Annotated in this window: 16 protein-coding genes and 1 pseudogene; 5 read left to right on the top strand and 12 right to left on the bottom strand. The window is 40.6% G+C overall.

Features of this window, described 5'->3' with window-relative positions:
* Nucleotides 1-352 precede the first annotated feature (352 nt).
* The gene (locus tag FD723_RS11945; protein WP_179065535.1) at nucleotides 353-1450 is read left to right on the top strand and encodes a 30S ribosomal protein S1; all 1098 of its coding nucleotides are present in this window, start codon (nucleotides 353-355) and stop codon (nucleotides 1448-1450) included.
* A 131-nt stretch (nucleotides 1451-1581) separates the two neighbouring features.
* On the top strand, nucleotides 1582-2316 hold the full coding sequence (locus tag FD723_RS11940) for an HAD family hydrolase (protein WP_179065534.1): 735 nt from the start codon (nucleotides 1582-1584) through the stop codon (nucleotides 2314-2316).
* Nucleotides 2317-2720: 404 nt separating this feature from the next.
* Here the strand turns inward: FD723_RS11940 and FD723_RS11935 are convergent, their stop codons facing one another.
* The 3 genes from FD723_RS11935 to FD723_RS11925 all read right to left on the bottom strand — a co-directional run bounded on the left by FD723_RS11935 (nucleotide 2721) and on the right by FD723_RS11925 (nucleotide 4808).
* Nucleotides 2721-3824, bottom strand: a complete 1104-nt coding sequence (locus FD723_RS11935) for an AI-2E family transporter (protein ID WP_179065533.1) — start codon at nucleotides 3822-3824, stop codon at nucleotides 2721-2723.
* A 99-nt stretch (nucleotides 3825-3923) separates the two neighbouring features.
* Entirely contained in the window at nucleotides 3924-4358 is a 435-nt protein-coding gene (locus tag FD723_RS11930) for an NUDIX hydrolase (RefSeq protein WP_179065532.1), read from the bottom strand.
* 33 nt (nucleotides 4359-4391) lie between these two features.
* Entirely contained in the window at nucleotides 4392-4808 is a 417-nt protein-coding gene (locus FD723_RS11925) for a hypothetical protein (RefSeq protein WP_179065531.1), read from the bottom strand.
* A gap of 264 nt (nucleotides 4809-5072) precedes the next feature.
* On the opposite strand from FD723_RS11925, the gene folD reads away from it, so the two are divergent.
* The 3 genes from folD (at nucleotide 5073) to FD723_RS11910 (ending at nucleotide 7772) form a co-directional block, all read left to right on the top strand.
* On the top strand, nucleotides 5073-5960 hold the full coding sequence (folD, locus tag FD723_RS11920; protein WP_179065530.1) for a bifunctional methylenetetrahydrofolate dehydrogenase/methenyltetrahydrofolate cyclohydrolase FolD: 888 nt from the start codon (nucleotides 5073-5075) through the stop codon (nucleotides 5958-5960).
* Nucleotides 5961-6107: 147 nt separating this feature from the next.
* The gene (gene crtE, locus FD723_RS11915; RefSeq protein WP_179065529.1) at nucleotides 6108-7040 is read left to right on the top strand and encodes a geranylgeranyl diphosphate synthase CrtE; all 933 of its coding nucleotides are present in this window, start codon (nucleotides 6108-6110) and stop codon (nucleotides 7038-7040) included.
* Nucleotides 7041-7316: 276 nt separating this feature from the next.
* Nucleotides 7317-7772 carry a divergent PAP2 family protein gene (locus FD723_RS11910; protein WP_179065528.1) on the top strand — a complete coding sequence of 152 codons (456 nt, stop codon included), beginning with the start codon at nucleotides 7317-7319 and terminating at the stop codon, nucleotides 7770-7772.
* Nucleotides 7773-7828: 56 nt separating this feature from the next.
* Here the strand turns inward: FD723_RS11910 and FD723_RS11905 are convergent, their stop codons facing one another.
* The 9 genes and pseudogenes from FD723_RS11905 to FD723_RS11865 form a co-directional block, all read right to left on the bottom strand.
* A complete protein-coding gene (locus tag FD723_RS11905; RefSeq protein ID WP_179065527.1) occupies nucleotides 7829-8494 on the bottom strand; it encodes a hypothetical protein in 666 nt (221 codons plus the stop codon).
* A 226-nt stretch (nucleotides 8495-8720) separates the two neighbouring features.
* Nucleotides 8721-9050, bottom strand: a complete 330-nt coding sequence (locus FD723_RS11900; protein WP_179065526.1) for an MgPME-cyclase complex family protein — start codon at nucleotides 9048-9050, stop codon at nucleotides 8721-8723.
* A gap of 63 nt (nucleotides 9051-9113) precedes the next feature.
* On the bottom strand, nucleotides 9114-9833 hold the full coding sequence (locus tag FD723_RS11895) for a SnoaL-like polyketide cyclase (RefSeq protein WP_179065525.1): 720 nt from the start codon (nucleotides 9831-9833) through the stop codon (nucleotides 9114-9116).
* A 180-nt stretch (nucleotides 9834-10013) separates the two neighbouring features.
* A complete protein-coding gene (locus FD723_RS11890; protein ID WP_179065524.1) occupies nucleotides 10014-10730 on the bottom strand; it encodes a pyridoxine 5'-phosphate synthase in 717 nt (238 codons plus the stop codon).
* Between the two features lie 225 nt (nucleotides 10731-10955).
* Nucleotides 10956-11348 (bottom strand): DUF5360 family protein, encoded by a 393-nt coding sequence (locus tag FD723_RS11885; RefSeq protein ID WP_179065523.1) that lies wholly within the window; start codon nucleotides 11346-11348, stop codon nucleotides 10956-10958.
* A gap of 37 nt (nucleotides 11349-11385) precedes the next feature.
* Nucleotides 11386-12552, bottom strand: coding sequence for an ABC transporter permease DevC (gene devC, locus FD723_RS11880; protein ID WP_179065522.1), 1167 nt, complete (start codon nucleotides 12550-12552; stop codon nucleotides 11386-11388).
* A gap of 34 nt (nucleotides 12553-12586) precedes the next feature.
* Nucleotides 12587-13906, bottom strand: coding sequence for an ABC exporter membrane fusion protein (locus FD723_RS11875; RefSeq protein ID WP_179065521.1), 1320 nt, complete (start codon nucleotides 13904-13906; stop codon nucleotides 12587-12589).
* Nucleotides 13907-14104: 198 nt separating this feature from the next.
* On the bottom strand, nucleotides 14105-14878 hold the full coding sequence (locus FD723_RS11870) for an acyltransferase (protein ID WP_218651812.1): 774 nt from the start codon (nucleotides 14876-14878) through the stop codon (nucleotides 14105-14107).
* 111 nt (nucleotides 14879-14989) lie between these two features.
* Nucleotides 14990-16101, bottom strand: a pseudogene (locus FD723_RS11865) (IS630 family transposase).
* Nucleotides 16102-16128: the final 27 nt, after the last annotated feature.

Raw genomic sequence — 16128 nt, 5'->3', positions numbered from 1 at the left:
AAGAATGGCTGAATAATAGACCACACAGTAAGGGCACAGCAATGCTGTGCCCTTACAACAAATGTGGTTCAAATATATGAAAACTGCTGTAATTTGGTTACAAACTCGCCCATTGTTCCATTAATTTAACGTGTGCCTTCCTTGGAGACACACGTTAACTACTAAGTAAATAACCAATCATTTTCATATTGTGATATAATTTCCAATCTTGGGAGTAGATATGTGTTAATACTAGCTTTTCTGCGCTAGGATGAAAATGGATGTTTTGTGTAGGCTGCCATAAAAGTGCTTACATAGCACATCGCGCTTGTCGCACAACCTTTACGGAGACTAGAACCAGGAACAAATCAGCATGGTCAATCAGAATTTAACCGCTACAGAAATTGGATTCACTCACGAAGATTTCGCTGCTCTACTTGACAAATACGATTATCATTTTAGCCCTGGCGATGTTGTCCCAGGAACAGTTTTCAGTATAGAGCCGCGCGGCGCTCTGATTGACATTGGTGCTAAAACCGCAGCATATATACCTATACAAGAAATGTCTATTAACCGGGTGGATAGCCCGGAAGAAGTATTACAGTCAAACGAAACGCGGGAATTTTTCATCCTTACCGATGAAAACGAAGATGGGCAATTAACCCTTTCCATTCGCCGTATTGAGTATATGCGGGCTTGGGAGCGCGTGCGACAGTTGCAAGCAGAAGATGCTACTGTACGTTCTGGCGTATTTGCAACCAATCGTGGCGGAGCATTGGTACGGATTGAGGGATTACGTGGCTTTATCCCAGGTTCCCACATTAGTACCCGCAAACCTAAAGAAGAATTGGTCGGCGAGGATCTGCCGTTGAAATTCCTAGAGGTGGATGAAGAACGTAATCGCCTAGTTCTATCTCACCGTCGGGCGTTGGTTGAGCGTAAGATGAACCGCCTAGAAGTCGGCGAAGTAGTAATTGGTACTGTTCGTGGTATTAAGCCATACGGTGCTTTCATCGACATTGGCGGCGTCAGTGGTCTACTACATATTTCTGAGATTTCTCACGAACATATTGATACACCTCATAGCGTGTTCAATGTCAATGATGAAGTGAAAGTTATGATCATTGACTTGGATGCAGAAAGGGGTCGAATTTCCCTATCTACCAAGCAACTAGAACCCGAACCCGGCGACATGATTAAGAACCGGGATTTGGTCTACGATAAGGCAGAAGAAATGGCTGCTAAGTATCGCGAACAGCTATTAGCCAAGCAGCAAGGTGCTACTGCTGCACCTGCCGCACCTGCGGAAACTGTAGCAGACGAAGATATTCCACCAGCAGCGGAACTTGAAGAAGAGATTCCACCAGCAGCAGAACTTGAACAAGAAAATTCAGTAGTTGCGGAAATTGAAAAGGAAATTCCAGCAGCGACGGAAACTGAAGAAGAAATTCCAGCAGCTATTGAAGAGTAATAGATTTTTTATAGTTTTACTTATTTTTAAGTAAGAGTATCAAATCATTTTATAAAGAGGGTTTTCCCCTCTTTTTTTATATGGAAAATCGGTAAAAATAAAGAATTGGCAGTAGTTAGAAGTTAAATATTATGGCAACCATTAAATGTAGAAATATCATTTTTGATAATATCCAGGCAATTTTGTTTGATAAAAACGGTACTCTAGAAGATTCAGAAACGTATTTGCGATCGCTAGCACAAAAGGCAGCAAGGTTAATAGATGCTCAAATCCCTGGAACTGGGGAACCCCTGTTAATGGCATTTGGCATCAATGGCAATCTTCTAGATCCCGCAGGTTTAGTATCAGTAGCAAGCCGCCGCGAAACAGAAGTTGCGGCTGCGGCATATATTGCCGAAACTGGCAGAGGATGGTTTGAGTGCTTAAAAATAGCCCGTCAAGCTTTGGATGAAGCGGAAAAGTACATTGGACAAACTCCTTCACCATTATTTGTGGGTAGCTTAGACTTGTTGAAATATCTACAAGAAGGGGGTTTGAAACTTGGCATCCTCTCAGCTGCGACAACTGAAGAAGTACGTAATTTTGTAGCCAATCACCAGTTAAACGATTATATCCAGTTGGAAATGGGCGTAGATGAAGGGCCGAGTAAACCAGATCCAGTACTATTTTTGCAAGCTTGTCAAGCCTTAGGAGTTGAACCGAACGCTACATTGATGGTGGGTGATTCAGTTGGTGATATGCAAATGGCGCGTAACGCTAAAGCCGCAGGTTGTATTGGTATCACTTGGGTAGGTAAGTCAGATAATGTCCGAGGTGCAGATGTAGTGATTAATCAACTTGATGAAATCCAGATTTTAGAAGATTAAACATCTCCAGAAAAGACGTAGAGACGTAGCATTGCTACGTCTCTACAAGGTTTTCGGGTGACGCATATTTAATTTTTCTATTAATTGATATGGCTGTTTTTAATTACGTGAAGCACAGCACGTCAGAAATCCAGCCACCTATTTCAATTATGGAAATCGGAACAACGCACTGGCTCCCCTACACTATCTTGTTTTTGTACGGGTTCAGCATTGATTAATATTTAATCAAATTTTGCATTATATATAAATAGCGATCGCTCATTTTTTTACCCTTATTTTGATTTCTGAAAAATTATTGATACATAAAGTAATAGCTGCTTATTTGTTGGCATCATAAATCAGGGTTTTGCAGTTCATTTATGGACAAGCTCACCAGTTTTTCAGTTAATATCAATAATTGAGCTTTAGCTGTAAGTTCCTGCTCTCTCAGTTGTTATGGCAATAGGTTCTGACTCAATATCATCTATTTTATTAAATTCTCCAGCCCGCCAGCTATCTGTTATATCCTTGATAAAACTGGCAATGGGGATCGCAACTAACAAACCCAAAACTCCTCCCAACTTTGCTCCTAGTAATAAAGAAATTACAACCCATACAGGATTTAACCCGGTCAAATTGCTGAGAATTCGAGGTGCAATAATATTAGAGTTAACTTGGTCGATCGCAACAGCGACACCTAAGACTTCCACCCCTAACCAAAAATTTTGCAGCGCTACCAATAAACTTACTATAGCGATACCTACCCCTGTACCAAAGGGGAAGAGTGAAAACAAGCCAATACCGATGCCAAAAAGTAGAGCCAAGGGAACTTGCAGCGCTAAAAACGCCAGCGTAATTGTCACCCCTAATACAGCTCCCAATGTTGCTTGACCGATGAAGTAATTGTGGAAATCTTCTCGCAGTAATTCCCGCACTTTGAACCCAATGTTAGGGGGAAACCACTGAAAAATTCCGTCCCAAAGACGTTCACCGTTCAATATTAGGTAGATAGTCAGCACTACCGCCAACAGTACATTGAGGACAATACCGATGGTATCGACGGCAAAACCAAGAATTCTACCAGTGAAAGACTGAAGTTGGTTAGATAATCGTTCCAGAACTTGGGTAAATAAACCACTTAAATTAATCGGAAGTTGCTGTTGACTTAAGGCCCAATCCTGAAAAGCTTGTAGCTGCTGAGTACCAGAATCAATCCAACTGGGTAAAATATTAGCCAGTTCAACAAGCTGTTGAATAATTAGGGGAACCAAGGTGATGCCTAAAGCTACTAAAACCACCAGAGTCAAAAGCAACACTCCCCCGATCGCTAAGTTGCGTTTCACCCCTTGTTCCTGAAGAAACTGGATTGGATAATTCAAGACAAAAGCCAGTAGGATGGCGGCGGCAATAATGCTAACCAAGGGTTGAAAATACTGTATAACCTGGATCAATAGCCAGCCGTTGAGAATGGCAATAGGAAATGCCAATCCGATAGTTAACCATCGCGGCAGTTTGTTTGCTGATTGCATTAGTGATGACCCGATAAGAGTTCTAACTTTATTGTGGCTTCTAGGGAGTGGAGAGCAGGGGAAGAATTAATAATCAATGCCCAATCCCCAATCCCCAAATTATGTTGGATTTTTCTCAATAAAATCCAACATAATTTTCTGATGCATTGCCCCTAAAGGTCGGATTTTGCCAGCATTTTGTGAATAACAGTTACCTTGACGGATATCTTCTGGGGTAAATAACGCCATATCCCAACCCTCGTTAAGAACCAGTTGATTTAATTCCACCAACAGCGGTGCATGAAAGACATGACGGACAACTCTTTCGTTGGGATAACAGCCAAATTCAACAAAGGGTGGTAAATCATAGCCGATTTCTTCTAATATTTCTCGTTTTACTGCTACATCCGGCGTTTCACCAGGTTCGATGTGTCCGCCAAACAGCGCCCAGTAACCAGGGTAGAGAATACCGGGGATATTGTCGCGCAGCTGCATGAGAAACTTGTTTTTTTGATAGAGAATTGCGATCGCTACGTGTACCTGTTGATTGTTCATAGTTCATATATTTATTTTTAATTTAATTGCTGATTACTCTTCTTCTAAATAAACTTCTCCCAATTCTTTGCCAGCTAAGGGAATACTTCGGTAGCGAATTTTACCCTTAATCACCACTTGTGAACCCTCACCCAGATTCTTTTGATTGGTGACAACCCAAATTTTGCCAGTTGAGTCACTAATTTTATAAGCCCACTGTTTGATCAGAGGAGCTTGCTTTTCTACCTGACCTTGGATGTAAACTATAGCCTGATTGTCCTGTTTTGGTTTAATTTCTCCAATTGGAGTCACATTTGTCCTAAATTTTAAGCCAGTCTTACTTAAGCTAGGTAATGTCAAGTTACCACAACTAGAAAGTCCCGCTACGAGGAAACAAGTCAATCCCAAACGGTAAGGAAAAATACTGTGCCCGTACAAGAACGAAAGGGGAAAATTTCTCGTTTTTTGCATGAAAGCCACCGATTTATTTATTTTGGGCATTGGAAAGAGGCAGAGGGGCGGGGTGCAGGGGGCGGAGGGGAAAAAATCTTCTCCCTTGCTCCCCACTCCTAATTCTTTATTCTTCAGATGATGCCGTTAATCTGAGAAAATAAATATTATGAATTTACTGTGAGAGAAACGCTACGACATCAAACAGCGACACAATACAAGATGTAATAATCAATATTTTTACTTTGGACTTTGGACAACAGGCGAATATAGCTGGGAATTTTCATGGAAACAAAAACTGCCAAACTCCTTGATGGTAAAACTTTAGCGGCGAAAATTCAGCAAGAACTTTCTGTCGCCATTACAGAATTACAACCAAAAATTGGGCGCCCTCCTGGTTTAGCAGTGTTGATGGTTGGTGACAACCCAGCGTCAGCCGCTTATGTACGTAATAAAGAAAAAGCCTGCGCTAAAGTTGGGATCGCTTCTTTTGGTAAGCATTTTCCTACCCAAACTACCCTTGGGGAGTTAGAAGAGGTCATTGCTGCACTCAACCACGATGAACGGGTGGATGGCATTCTTGTACAGTTGCCTTTACCTAACCACTTAGATGCTGTGACTCTACTGCATCAAATTGATCCCAATAAAGATGCTGATGGACTGCACCCAGTTAATTTGGGGCGACTAGTACGGGGAGAAACGGGTTTACGTAGCTGTACTCCGGCTGGTGTAATGCGGCTTTTAGAAGCTTATGAGATTCCTTTGCAGGGAAAACAGGCAGTAGTGGTGGGACGGAGTATTTTGGTGGGTAAACCGATGGCGCTGATGCTATTAGAAGCTGATGCCACAGTTACGATCGCTCACTCGCGATCGCACGATCTCAAAACCATCACCCAAAATGCTGATATTCTAATTGCAGCAGTAGGTCGTCCCGGACTGATCTCTGCCGATATGGTGAAACCGGGCGCAGTTGTGGTAGATGTGGGGATGAATCGCGTCACCGATGCTAATGGCAAAAGTCGCCTCATTGGCGATGTTGATTTTGAATCAACCGCTGATGTTGCAGGATTTATCACTCCTGTTCCTGGTGGTGTTGGCCCGATGACTGTTGCCATACTGTTGGAAAATACATTTGCCAGCTACTTCAGAGCGACAAAAGAAGAAAGAAAGTGATGAGTTAAAAGTGATGAATTAAAAGTTAAGAGTTATTAACTCCTAACTCCTAACTCCTAACTCCTAACTCTTCATTTTTTTCAGCCCCACAGCACCTTAAAATTGTGACGTATAAGACAAAAATCCCAAAATGTCAGGAATTAAAGCATGGTAGCAACTGATAAAGTTCAAAAGACACCACCAGAGGAAACCACATTTAACTTAGTAGCCTATCTCAAAGAGCGGCAAAAGCTTTGTGATAATGCTTTAGATCGGTCTATCCCAGTCATTTATCCAGAAAAGATTTATGAGGCGATGCGCTATTCGTTATTAGCTGGAGGTAAGCGTGTACGTCCCATTCTTTGCCTTGCTACCTGTGAAATGATGGGTGGAACCATAGAGATGGCTATGCCGACGGCCTGTGCTGTAGAGATGATCCATACAATGTCGTTGATTCATGACGACCTCCCAGCGATGGATAATGACGATTACCGTCGTGGGAAGCTGACGAATCATAAAGTCTATGGCGAAGATGTCGCGATTTTGGCTGGGGATGGCTTGTTGGCTCTCGCTTTTGAATTTGTTGCCCTTCAAACCCCCCAAAGTGTTCCCAGAGAGCTAGTCTTACAAGTAGTTGTCCGTCTTGGTCGGGCGCTGGGAGCAGCTGGTTTGGTCGGCGGTCAAGTTGTCGATTTAGAGTCGGAAGGGAAATCTGATATTTCTCTAGAAACACTAAATTTTATTCATCAACACAAAACAGCAGCCCTTTTAGAAGCTTCTGTAGTTTGTGGTGGGATCATAACTGATGCATCACCTGAAGATGTGCAACGACTGACCCGTTATGCTCAAAATATTGGGCTAGCATTCCAAATCATCGATGATATTCTGGATATCACTTCTACCCAAGAGCAATTAGGTAAAACAGCTGGTAAAGACCAAAAAGCTAAGAAAGTTACCTATCCCAGCCTTTGGGGACTTGAGGAATCGCGCTCAAAAGCCCAAGAGCTAGTTAAAGCAGCTTGTGTGGAATTGGAACCGTTTGGAGACAGAGCCAAACCACTCCAAGCGATCGCTCATTTTATTACCAGCCGCAATAACTAGTAATGTTTTGGGTAATTCGTAATTCTTATACTGCAAGCGTTTTCTTGATTGGGAATGGGTGGTTTTGTAACGCTATGCTCTACTACACCGCCCAACGGAATTCAAAATTTACTCATTCAAAATTCAAAAAGCTGATCCATTAAGCTTTTAGGTGATTTTGAAGAGTTGTTCTCTTTCCACCATGATGTACTAGATTAATTTGGGATTTTGGGTTGAATCTAAATGTTTCCTCAACCAACAACTGCTGCTAATATTTACTAACCTAACCAAAATACCATGCAGGACATAGGCAACATTTTAGACAACCGCGTGCTGCTGGTTGCTCTGGTAGCTTGTTTAATTGCTCAAGCATTAAAGCTCGTAATCGAAATCATCAAAAATCGCAAACTGAATATACGTGTTTTGGTAACAACCGGAGGTATGCCTAGTGCCCATTCGGCTCTAGTTACGGCTCTAGCTGCTGGTGTCGGGCAAACACTGGGTTGGGCATCTCCTGATTTTGCTGTTGCGATGGTTTTTGCCATTATCGTCATGTATGATGCAGCCGGAGTTCGCCAAGCAGCTGGCAAACAAGCTCGTATTCTCAATCAAATGATTGATGAATTATTTCATGAAAAACCAGACTTTAGCCAAGACCGTCTGAAAGAATTACTAGGACATACACCAGTTCAGGTAATCGCTGGATCGGCTTTGGGTATAACTATCTATTGGTTAGCGAGGTCTGCTTATTAGTCAATAGTCTACAGTCTACAGTTATTAACCAATGACTAAAGACTAATGACTAATGACTAAAACCGCACAGTTGAGCGCAGCAGAATCACCTTACGACTATCTACGATGCTGGCAACAAAACCGCCATTGTTAAGCTTCTGCAATGTGTTGTAAGCTTCACTTTGGTTAGTAGTGTAAACTGCCAACAAATAAGGGCGTTGTCCATAAGAAACAAAGCCGACGTTACCTCCAACTGCTTGCTGCACACTATTTACGAGTTCTGGGCGGTTGTAATAATCTACCAGCACTGCATAACCCTCTCCTAAAGCTTGAGGACTATAGCTAACTGTCTGCTGAGGTGGCTGTAGCTGTCGCTGTGCCTGTGGTTGTAACGCCTGCACATCTGGTGTTGTTGGTCGAGTGGTAATTATGGCAGACAAGCCAACAATATTACTGACATATCTTGCCCAACGATTGGCATCATCGATTTTGTTAAAGCCACCTACTCGCGTCACAGTTTCGTTGAGATACTTGCAGGTGATAGTTTTAAGTTCAGGTGGTAAGGCACTACGTAACTGCTTTTGATTATTCGCTGTGGGACTGACTACTAATAAAAGATACTCGCCTGCATTTGGTGGTTGACAAAGGGGAATGGCTTGCTGGGCAAAGACAGAACTCGTGCCACCAATCAACCCTGCAATTGCTAATCCTAAAACACTTGGTAAAGTCTGAAATCTATGCACAAAAGTTAGATTATGTAAATCAAGGTATCTTAGAAGATTTTATAAGAAAAAAGATCAAAACTTAGTTAGTTCAGTATAGGTATAAAAAGAGTATCAAAAAAAATATATTTTATTACTCAAAAATAAAATTAGGGAATGAGGAGTGGGGACAAGGGGACAAGTCTCTCCCTTATCTCCCCCTCTTTCTTGCCTACCTTGTCTCTTCTCTATGCCCCATGCCCAATCGCTAAGATACGGTAGCCAACGATGCCAAAGCATCTGGTATTGCCTCAGAAGGAGCCTGGAATTCTCCAGTGATGACGTACTCTAAACGCAGTTTTAACCAAGTAATAAATTGGGGATTAGTAGAAATAATTGCTACTGCTGGTTGAGGACACTTTGCCTTTAACTCTCTAAATTGTGGTGCTTCCAAGAAAGCTGGTTGCTCAACTAACCAAAAATCTATTTGTTTTTCTTGTTCGTGGTAGTTACGGGTACGCTCTTTGAGAACTTCCTGTATCGGTTCTTCTTGGAGAAGAAAACGTTGACTAGCCAAAACGTAATGATATGTTTGCATTTTCATCCTTTGTAGTTACTATGTGAATAATTTAAGGGCACAGTGACTCTGTACCCTTACAAACTAACTTTTGTGGGATTTCTTGAACCAAGAACTGAACGGACAAGCACTTTTCTGATTTCCAGCATCTGTCTGTTTGCCACCAGATGTTAGCTTTTCCAAGAACAGATTATTGTCAAAGTAATGTTCTAAGGAAATAACCTTCAAGTCATCGGTAACTTTTGCAATGCTCATACCGATAATTTCTACTGTCTCTCCAGTAGGTGCATGACCTTTGTATTCTCCGTTAAAATGTCCCCAATGCCGCCATTTGAATGTGACATTTGGTGGCCCTGAGAAAACTTCCAGTACTTCCCAAGGAAATCCTTGAGGAAATGTTGTGTGGAAGACTTTTGCGGATGATTCAAAGCTTTCTTCTGAAGCTTTATAATGCTCTGAATCCGCCATAAATAAATTGTAAGTACCTTGGGCTGATAAATCTGCTGCGGTATACTCTACTCCGCCATTGGTACTCACGCGAAACTGTTCATTCACAATAGATAACCACTGTTGGGGGTTAGCTTTGAAGGATACCTCCATCTCGAAGGTTCGGACTAAGTTTTGCACGATCGCTTCTAGTGTACCTTCAAGGTGATTGTAGATACTTTCTTTCGCGAGATTCTCCTTTGAACGGGAATAATCAGGCGGTGTCTGATAGCGCCACTCGACATCAGTGCTTTCTGCTATCACCTGATCTCGATCCTGTACCCAAAGTGGCAGGTTGTTAGATTGTGTTGCGCTCATAGAAGTTTTTGCTGAAGATTTGATCCCAATTTCTAGATTTCGCAGTGACAACCCTCTGTGGGGGATTGGGGGCAGGGGAGGCAGGGGAGAATATTTAATAATCAATGCCTATTCCCCCTTATAGCTTGTTTCATCTCGCGGACTGCTGGTTCTATATCTTTCCCCTTTACCCTTTCCCCTTTACCCTTTTATAGCTTGCTTCATCTCGCGGACTGCCCTTTCTATACCTACCAATGCTGCGCGACTGATGATGGTATGACCAATATTCAGTTCTTCCATGCCTGGAAGCGCAGCCACAGGATAGACGTTCCAATAGGTGAGTCCGTGTCCAGCGTTGACTCGCAATCCAGCTTGAATCGCTTGTTCACAACCTTTAGCTAATATGGCTAATTCTCGGTGGCGATTTGTTTCATCTTTAGCCTCAGCATATTGTCCGGTGTGCAATTCAATAAACTGAGCTTGTACCTTGACAGATGCTTCAATTTGTGCTGACTCGGCATCGATAAATAAACTAACTGGAATGCTAGCGCTTTGCAATTTATCGACGATTTCACCTATTCTAGCAATTTTCCCGATGATATCTAATCCGCCTTCTGTTGTGACTTCTTCGCGTTTTTCGGGGACTAAAGTCACGTAATCTGGTTTGATATCGAGAGCGATCGCAAGCATTTCTTCTGTAGCGGCCATTTCTAAATTCAGATGCGATCGCACTGTTTGCCGCAATATCCGCACATCTCTGTCTTGGATATGCCGCCGATCTTCGCGCAGATGTACTGTAATCCCATCTGCGCCGCCTAATTCTGCCAGCACCGCCGCTGCTACGGGGTCTGGTTCTACCGTCCGCCGTGCTTGCCGGATGGTGGCGATGTGATCAATGTTAACGCCAAGTGTAGGCACCCCAGGTTTCTCCCAAATCCACAGTCCTCAGAACTTGATTTTACCGGAAATAGTGGGAGTTTTGCTTGAGTTTCTCAAAAGACCTTTTGCAAAAGTCCTAAATGCGTGGGACAAGTAGATTAGAGTTGGGTAGTATTATCTATGTTCTAAGAACAGCTAAAAAATCTGAAGTCAGAAGACTTTAAATGCTTGTTATAAAAGATGTGACTAATGCATAGCCCTTTTTCATTCCACGATTTTATTTGAGATAATCCGAGGAATAAAAAACATTGGATATATAAGTAAAAATAAATTAGGGAGCCACCAGTTCAAGTCAAAATCCAGTCTTAACGTCCAAAAGGCAATTGCTTGCAGACCTGAGCAAAACGTCAGTATTAATGATGTTAACGCAAATTTTATCCAAACTATTTTACCTTTTTGATAAAGAAATAAGCTTAATAACCCTGTAAAAGATATTAGCAAATCTAAAGGTAAAAAGGAAAAATTCCAAGCAACTAATATAGGATTTGTATAATCCTTAAATAAATATCTATCAGGAATTAAATGCAGTAAAGTTATGCTCCAATATAAAATAAAGCCAATATCAGTAATCAGAAAAAAAAATTTTAGCTTTTTCATAGTTTAACATTGGATTAACTAGTGAATGACAAGAAAATTAGAAAATATCAGATGGATCGGCAGAACGTAATTTAACTATTGCAAATGCACTAGCAATAGAACACATAAAAATTGTCGATATTAGTACTCCAGAAGCCCGATAAACATTCATTACAATAGGTAATAATGTTGCATTTTGTGCAAAATCATACAAGAAAACAGATAAAATAAAACCAGGTGTATAGCCTAAAATAGCTAAAATCAAGGCCTCTTGTAAAACGACACCTAGAAAGTAAATATCTGCATATCCCATTGCCTTCAGCGTTGCATACTCTGCTAGGTGATCGGAAACACCAGTATAAAGTATTTGATATACAATAACCGCACCGACTAGAAATCCCATCATGACACCCAGGCTAAAGATAAAACCAATGGGCGTACTGCTAGCCCAATGTTCTTGCTCAAAGTCCACGAATTCTTGCTTGGTAAGTACTCTAACGTCCTGGGGTAAGTTAGCCACTAAATTTGCTTTGACTTTTTGAGTATCAGACCCCGGTTTTAGAGTAATTAAACCTATATCTATTTGTTCGGGATTGCGGTTTTTAAATTTGAATATTCGCAAGAATGTCAAGTCACTGGCAATTAAATTTCCATCAGCAGCAAAAGAGTTACCTAATTTGAATAATCCTCCCACTTTTATTTTATGACCACCCATCTCAGTAGAAACAATTTGACCTTGTTTAAGTTTTTCAGAAATTGCCATTGTGCCAAATTCAGGACGTGACGCACTGTCAAGTAAAACCACATCAGGTAGCTTAATTTTATTTATATTTTCTGGGATACCAGGTAATTTTAAAACTCGTTCGTTTGGATTAAAACCTAAAAATAAGATTGTTCGATTGTAACGAGTTTCTGGATTTTTAAATCTAATAAAATCGACATAAAAAGAATTAACAGACTCAACATTATCAAAGCCTCGCGCTTGGTACAATCGGCGTCGAGAAAAGCTTTCCATATAGGCAATTGTTTGAGACTGGGGATTAATTAAAAATAAATCGCCTTGTAGGCTCTTATGCAGCTGAGTATTACTTTCATACAGAGCATCCTGGAAACCCAATTGCATAAACATGAGAATATCTGCAAATGCAATGCCTGCCATTGCCGCCAGAAGGCGACTTTTTTTACGAGTTAGTTGTAACCAAGCTAGAGGAATTTTAATAAACATAGTAGAATTTTATTGAGATTTGTTGAATGTCTAGTTATTCTTGATGAGAAGGTGAAATATTAATCACCGCCTCTACTTGTAAATTCGTTAAACCTGCCACTTTTTTGCTATCTACTGGATCGAGGCGGATTTTGACTTTGACTACTCTTGCATCTAAATCTGCGGTTGGGTCGGTATCAAGAATACTTTTTTTCTCAATTTGCGAGCTAATCTGAACCACAGTTCCCCGTAATTGCTCGGCAAATGCAAAACTTGTAACAGTGGCGCGTTGCCCAATTCGTACTTTAGTAATATCGGTTTCATAGATTTCTGCTACCACATACATTTGATTTGTTTGACCAAGATCGGCAATTCCCTGCTCTGTGACAATTTCTCCAGGTCGAGCATTAATTTTCAAAATTTGACTAGAAGAGGGCGATCGCACATAAGCTAAAGCCAAGTCTGCTTCAGATTTTTTTAAGGCTGCGATCGCACTTTCAACTTCAGCTTCAGCAGACAGCAAATCAGTTGGACGTATTTCAGTAATCTGGTTCAAGGTCGCTTTTGCTTCGTTAATCTGTTGTTGCAAAGTTTCCGAGGTCTGCTTCTGAGTGGCTTCAGTCTCGTTAATCTGTTGTTGCAAAGTTTCTAAAGTCTGCTTTTGAGCAGCTTTTGCCTCCTTCAACTGTTCTTTAGCAGTTTCTACCTCCAGGCGCTTGCTGTCAAATTTTGAGGCTTCAACCGCACCTTGTTGGTATAGCATCTGGTAGCGTTCAAACTCTGTCTGAGCATTACGCAACTGAGCTTCTAGACGAGAAATCTTAGCTTGTTGAACTTTCTTTTCTCCTTGCAACTGAGCTTGTAGGCGAGCAATTGTAACTTGCACAGTTGCAATTTGCCCACGCAACTGAGCTTGTAAGCGAGCAATTGTAGCTTGTCCAGCGATGATTTCTCCTACTTTCGCACCAGCTTTTACCTTGGCTAAACTAGCTTGGGCGACTTTAACTTGTTTTTTTGCCTGTTCCCTAACAGCTAGCAGGCGATCGCGGTTTTCTAAAATGGCAATAACCTGCTTAGGCTGAACTTGATCGCCTTCTTTAACAAGCAGTTGGGCTACTTTAACACCACCTTCAGCAGAAGCCGCTGCGGACAAATGAATGACTTCTCCTTGAGGTTCCAAACGTCCCAAACCAGCAATAGTAGTGACAGCCGACGAAGCCCTCACAGGTGTCTGTGTTAAGGAGCTACGGCTCTGAAAATTGAGTTGGTAATTTTGCAGAATGTACACAGAGATGCCAATTGGGGCTAAACCTGCAATAATTGATAAACTAATAACCCAGCATTTATTAGGTTTTGATAATAACTGGTTTGCCATTTTTATTTTCTGTATTTGTCTACCTTATATTGGTTTTTCAGGATTCAGGGAGCGGTAATTTCAGAGAATTAGATTGTTTAATATTTTGGCGTATATGAATATTACCTTGCTGTTACGACTACTTTTGATACTTTTCCCAAAAGAAATGAGTATTTTTGGATCACATAAGGTTATCATTAAAACTATTTAAAAAATTTCTCAGTTCCTTATTCTGTTGTTTGTTAATTTTGATGCTGAAACTCGGCGTGTATTTAAGAATGGCCGCTCGCAATAAAAAAAGAAGACGTATGCTGCACCAAGAATCATCGGTGTGCCTACAAGCAGAAGTAAAACAAACTCAAAGACTTTTCCGAGATGTAATGGATGCAGAACATACTGCCAGACAATTTGTAGTAGAGGTGCATGAATGAGATACAAGCTGTACGAGAATGTACCAATAAAGACAAGTAGACTTGAACCTAGAAAATTACGAACTTTGTTTGCTCCAGGACGTGAGGCAGCTACAAGCAAAAACAACGTACCTAATGCAGTCATAGTATCTAAAAAGGCAAAACGCTCTTCTGCTATATCGAATCCCCAGAGATAGCAGAACAAGATAATTGTCAGAATTAAACCAGCTATAACGAAGTGCCAGGGAAAATGCTTACGCATCAATGCCCAAAGCCGATCTTGGGAAAAGACGATGGTTGCACCAAGCATTCCCAATACAAAATAGAAACACAAACCTAAAAATTGTGGGGGTATTTCTTTTACCTGCGCGATTTCCAGCAGAATAATAGTAATATAAGTAAATAAGCCGATTCCAAGTGTGGTCTTAATGCTGCCAAAGCGCTGCCAGCTGAGTACGAGAAGGGGAAAGCAAAGATATAGGTGTGATTCAAGGGCGATAGACCAGAAAACATAGTTAATTTGGGTCGTGTTAACAAAATCTTGGAACATTGAGATATGTGCAATCAATCCACTCAGCGTCACTGGTACGCTTATATCCCACTAGACCTGTCCGAAAATTTACAAGCGAGTCTGTACAAAGCTTTGAAAGCCAGCTTTGATATCTTCATAAAAACGTAGTAAGCTGTTGTGCATTTAAATTGTGATAACAGCATCGCCTTTATTTTTGAGTTTTCGTCCCCATTTAATAATTAACTCTCCTTCATTTAAAAGTTGATGTAATAAATATTCTAGGTCTTCAATTGATTGAAATAGCCGATTAGCAATATATTCTTTTGTCGAGTGCCAGACCAATTCAATTAAGTTATAATCTGGGCTATATTCCGGGAGAAACTCTAAATGAATATTCGGCATTTCTGTTTCAATTTTATTAATATACTCTTGCTTTTTGTGAAAACTTGCATTATCAAGAATAATAACTATTTTTGCTCCCTTCTCCGCAAAATCTTTAGCTTGATTACCAGCTTCTACCCAATCGAAAACTATTTCTTCATAAAAGATTTTTAGGACTTTGTAAAAATTGTCTGCATTCCCTTTATCAATAAATTCTACAAATCTTTTCTTATCTGAATACCTTAATCCTCCCATCACATTAATTCTCCCTTTTCTTCTGTCTCCTCTCACGTTTTTAGAGTGACCTTTTTTACACCATGATTTTCTTCTTATCACCCTTAAACTAAAGCCACTCTCATCCCAAAACCATACCTGTAATCGTTCTGGATGCTCTTTCTCTATTCTTAAATACTCTGCTATTTTCTGTTTAAATGCTTTTCTTTTTTCTAGATTCCTCTTGGACTCTAAGCTATATTTTGTCCAGAGGTAGACGTACTTTTTTTCTCTAATATCCTCCTTACTTGAGAACCACTTAATTGTATGCCTGTGAGTTGCTCTAAATATGTTGCTAATCTCTGCGCTGTCCATCTGCCAAACTCGTATCCTAATTCTTCTGGTTCTTTATCTATAGTTTCTAGTAATATTTCTATATACTTATCTGTGGCTTTTTTATGGTTTCCCTTCATCCTCTCATCTTTTAGGCTTTCTAGATTCTCTGGGTCTCCATGTACACACCAATATGATACTTTATTTAAAGAACAACCCAAAAATTCTGCTATGTTAGCTTGTGTTTTCCCGTCATTAAGCAACAAGAGAATTAGTATTCTTTCTCTTATTTCTCCATTTTCTTCCAGTTTTAAAGCTTTTTGTAGTTTCTCTATCTGCTGAGAAGTTAAATGATTTTTTGCTGGCATTATTCCATTTTTTGACTGAATTCAGTT

The organism is Nostoc sp. C052, assembly GCF_013393905.1.
GTDB lineage: Bacteria > Cyanobacteriota > Cyanobacteriia > Cyanobacteriales > Nostocaceae > Nostoc.
Note: the sequence above shows the minus strand (reverse complement) of the source record. Positions and strands in the feature narration are given on the sequence as shown.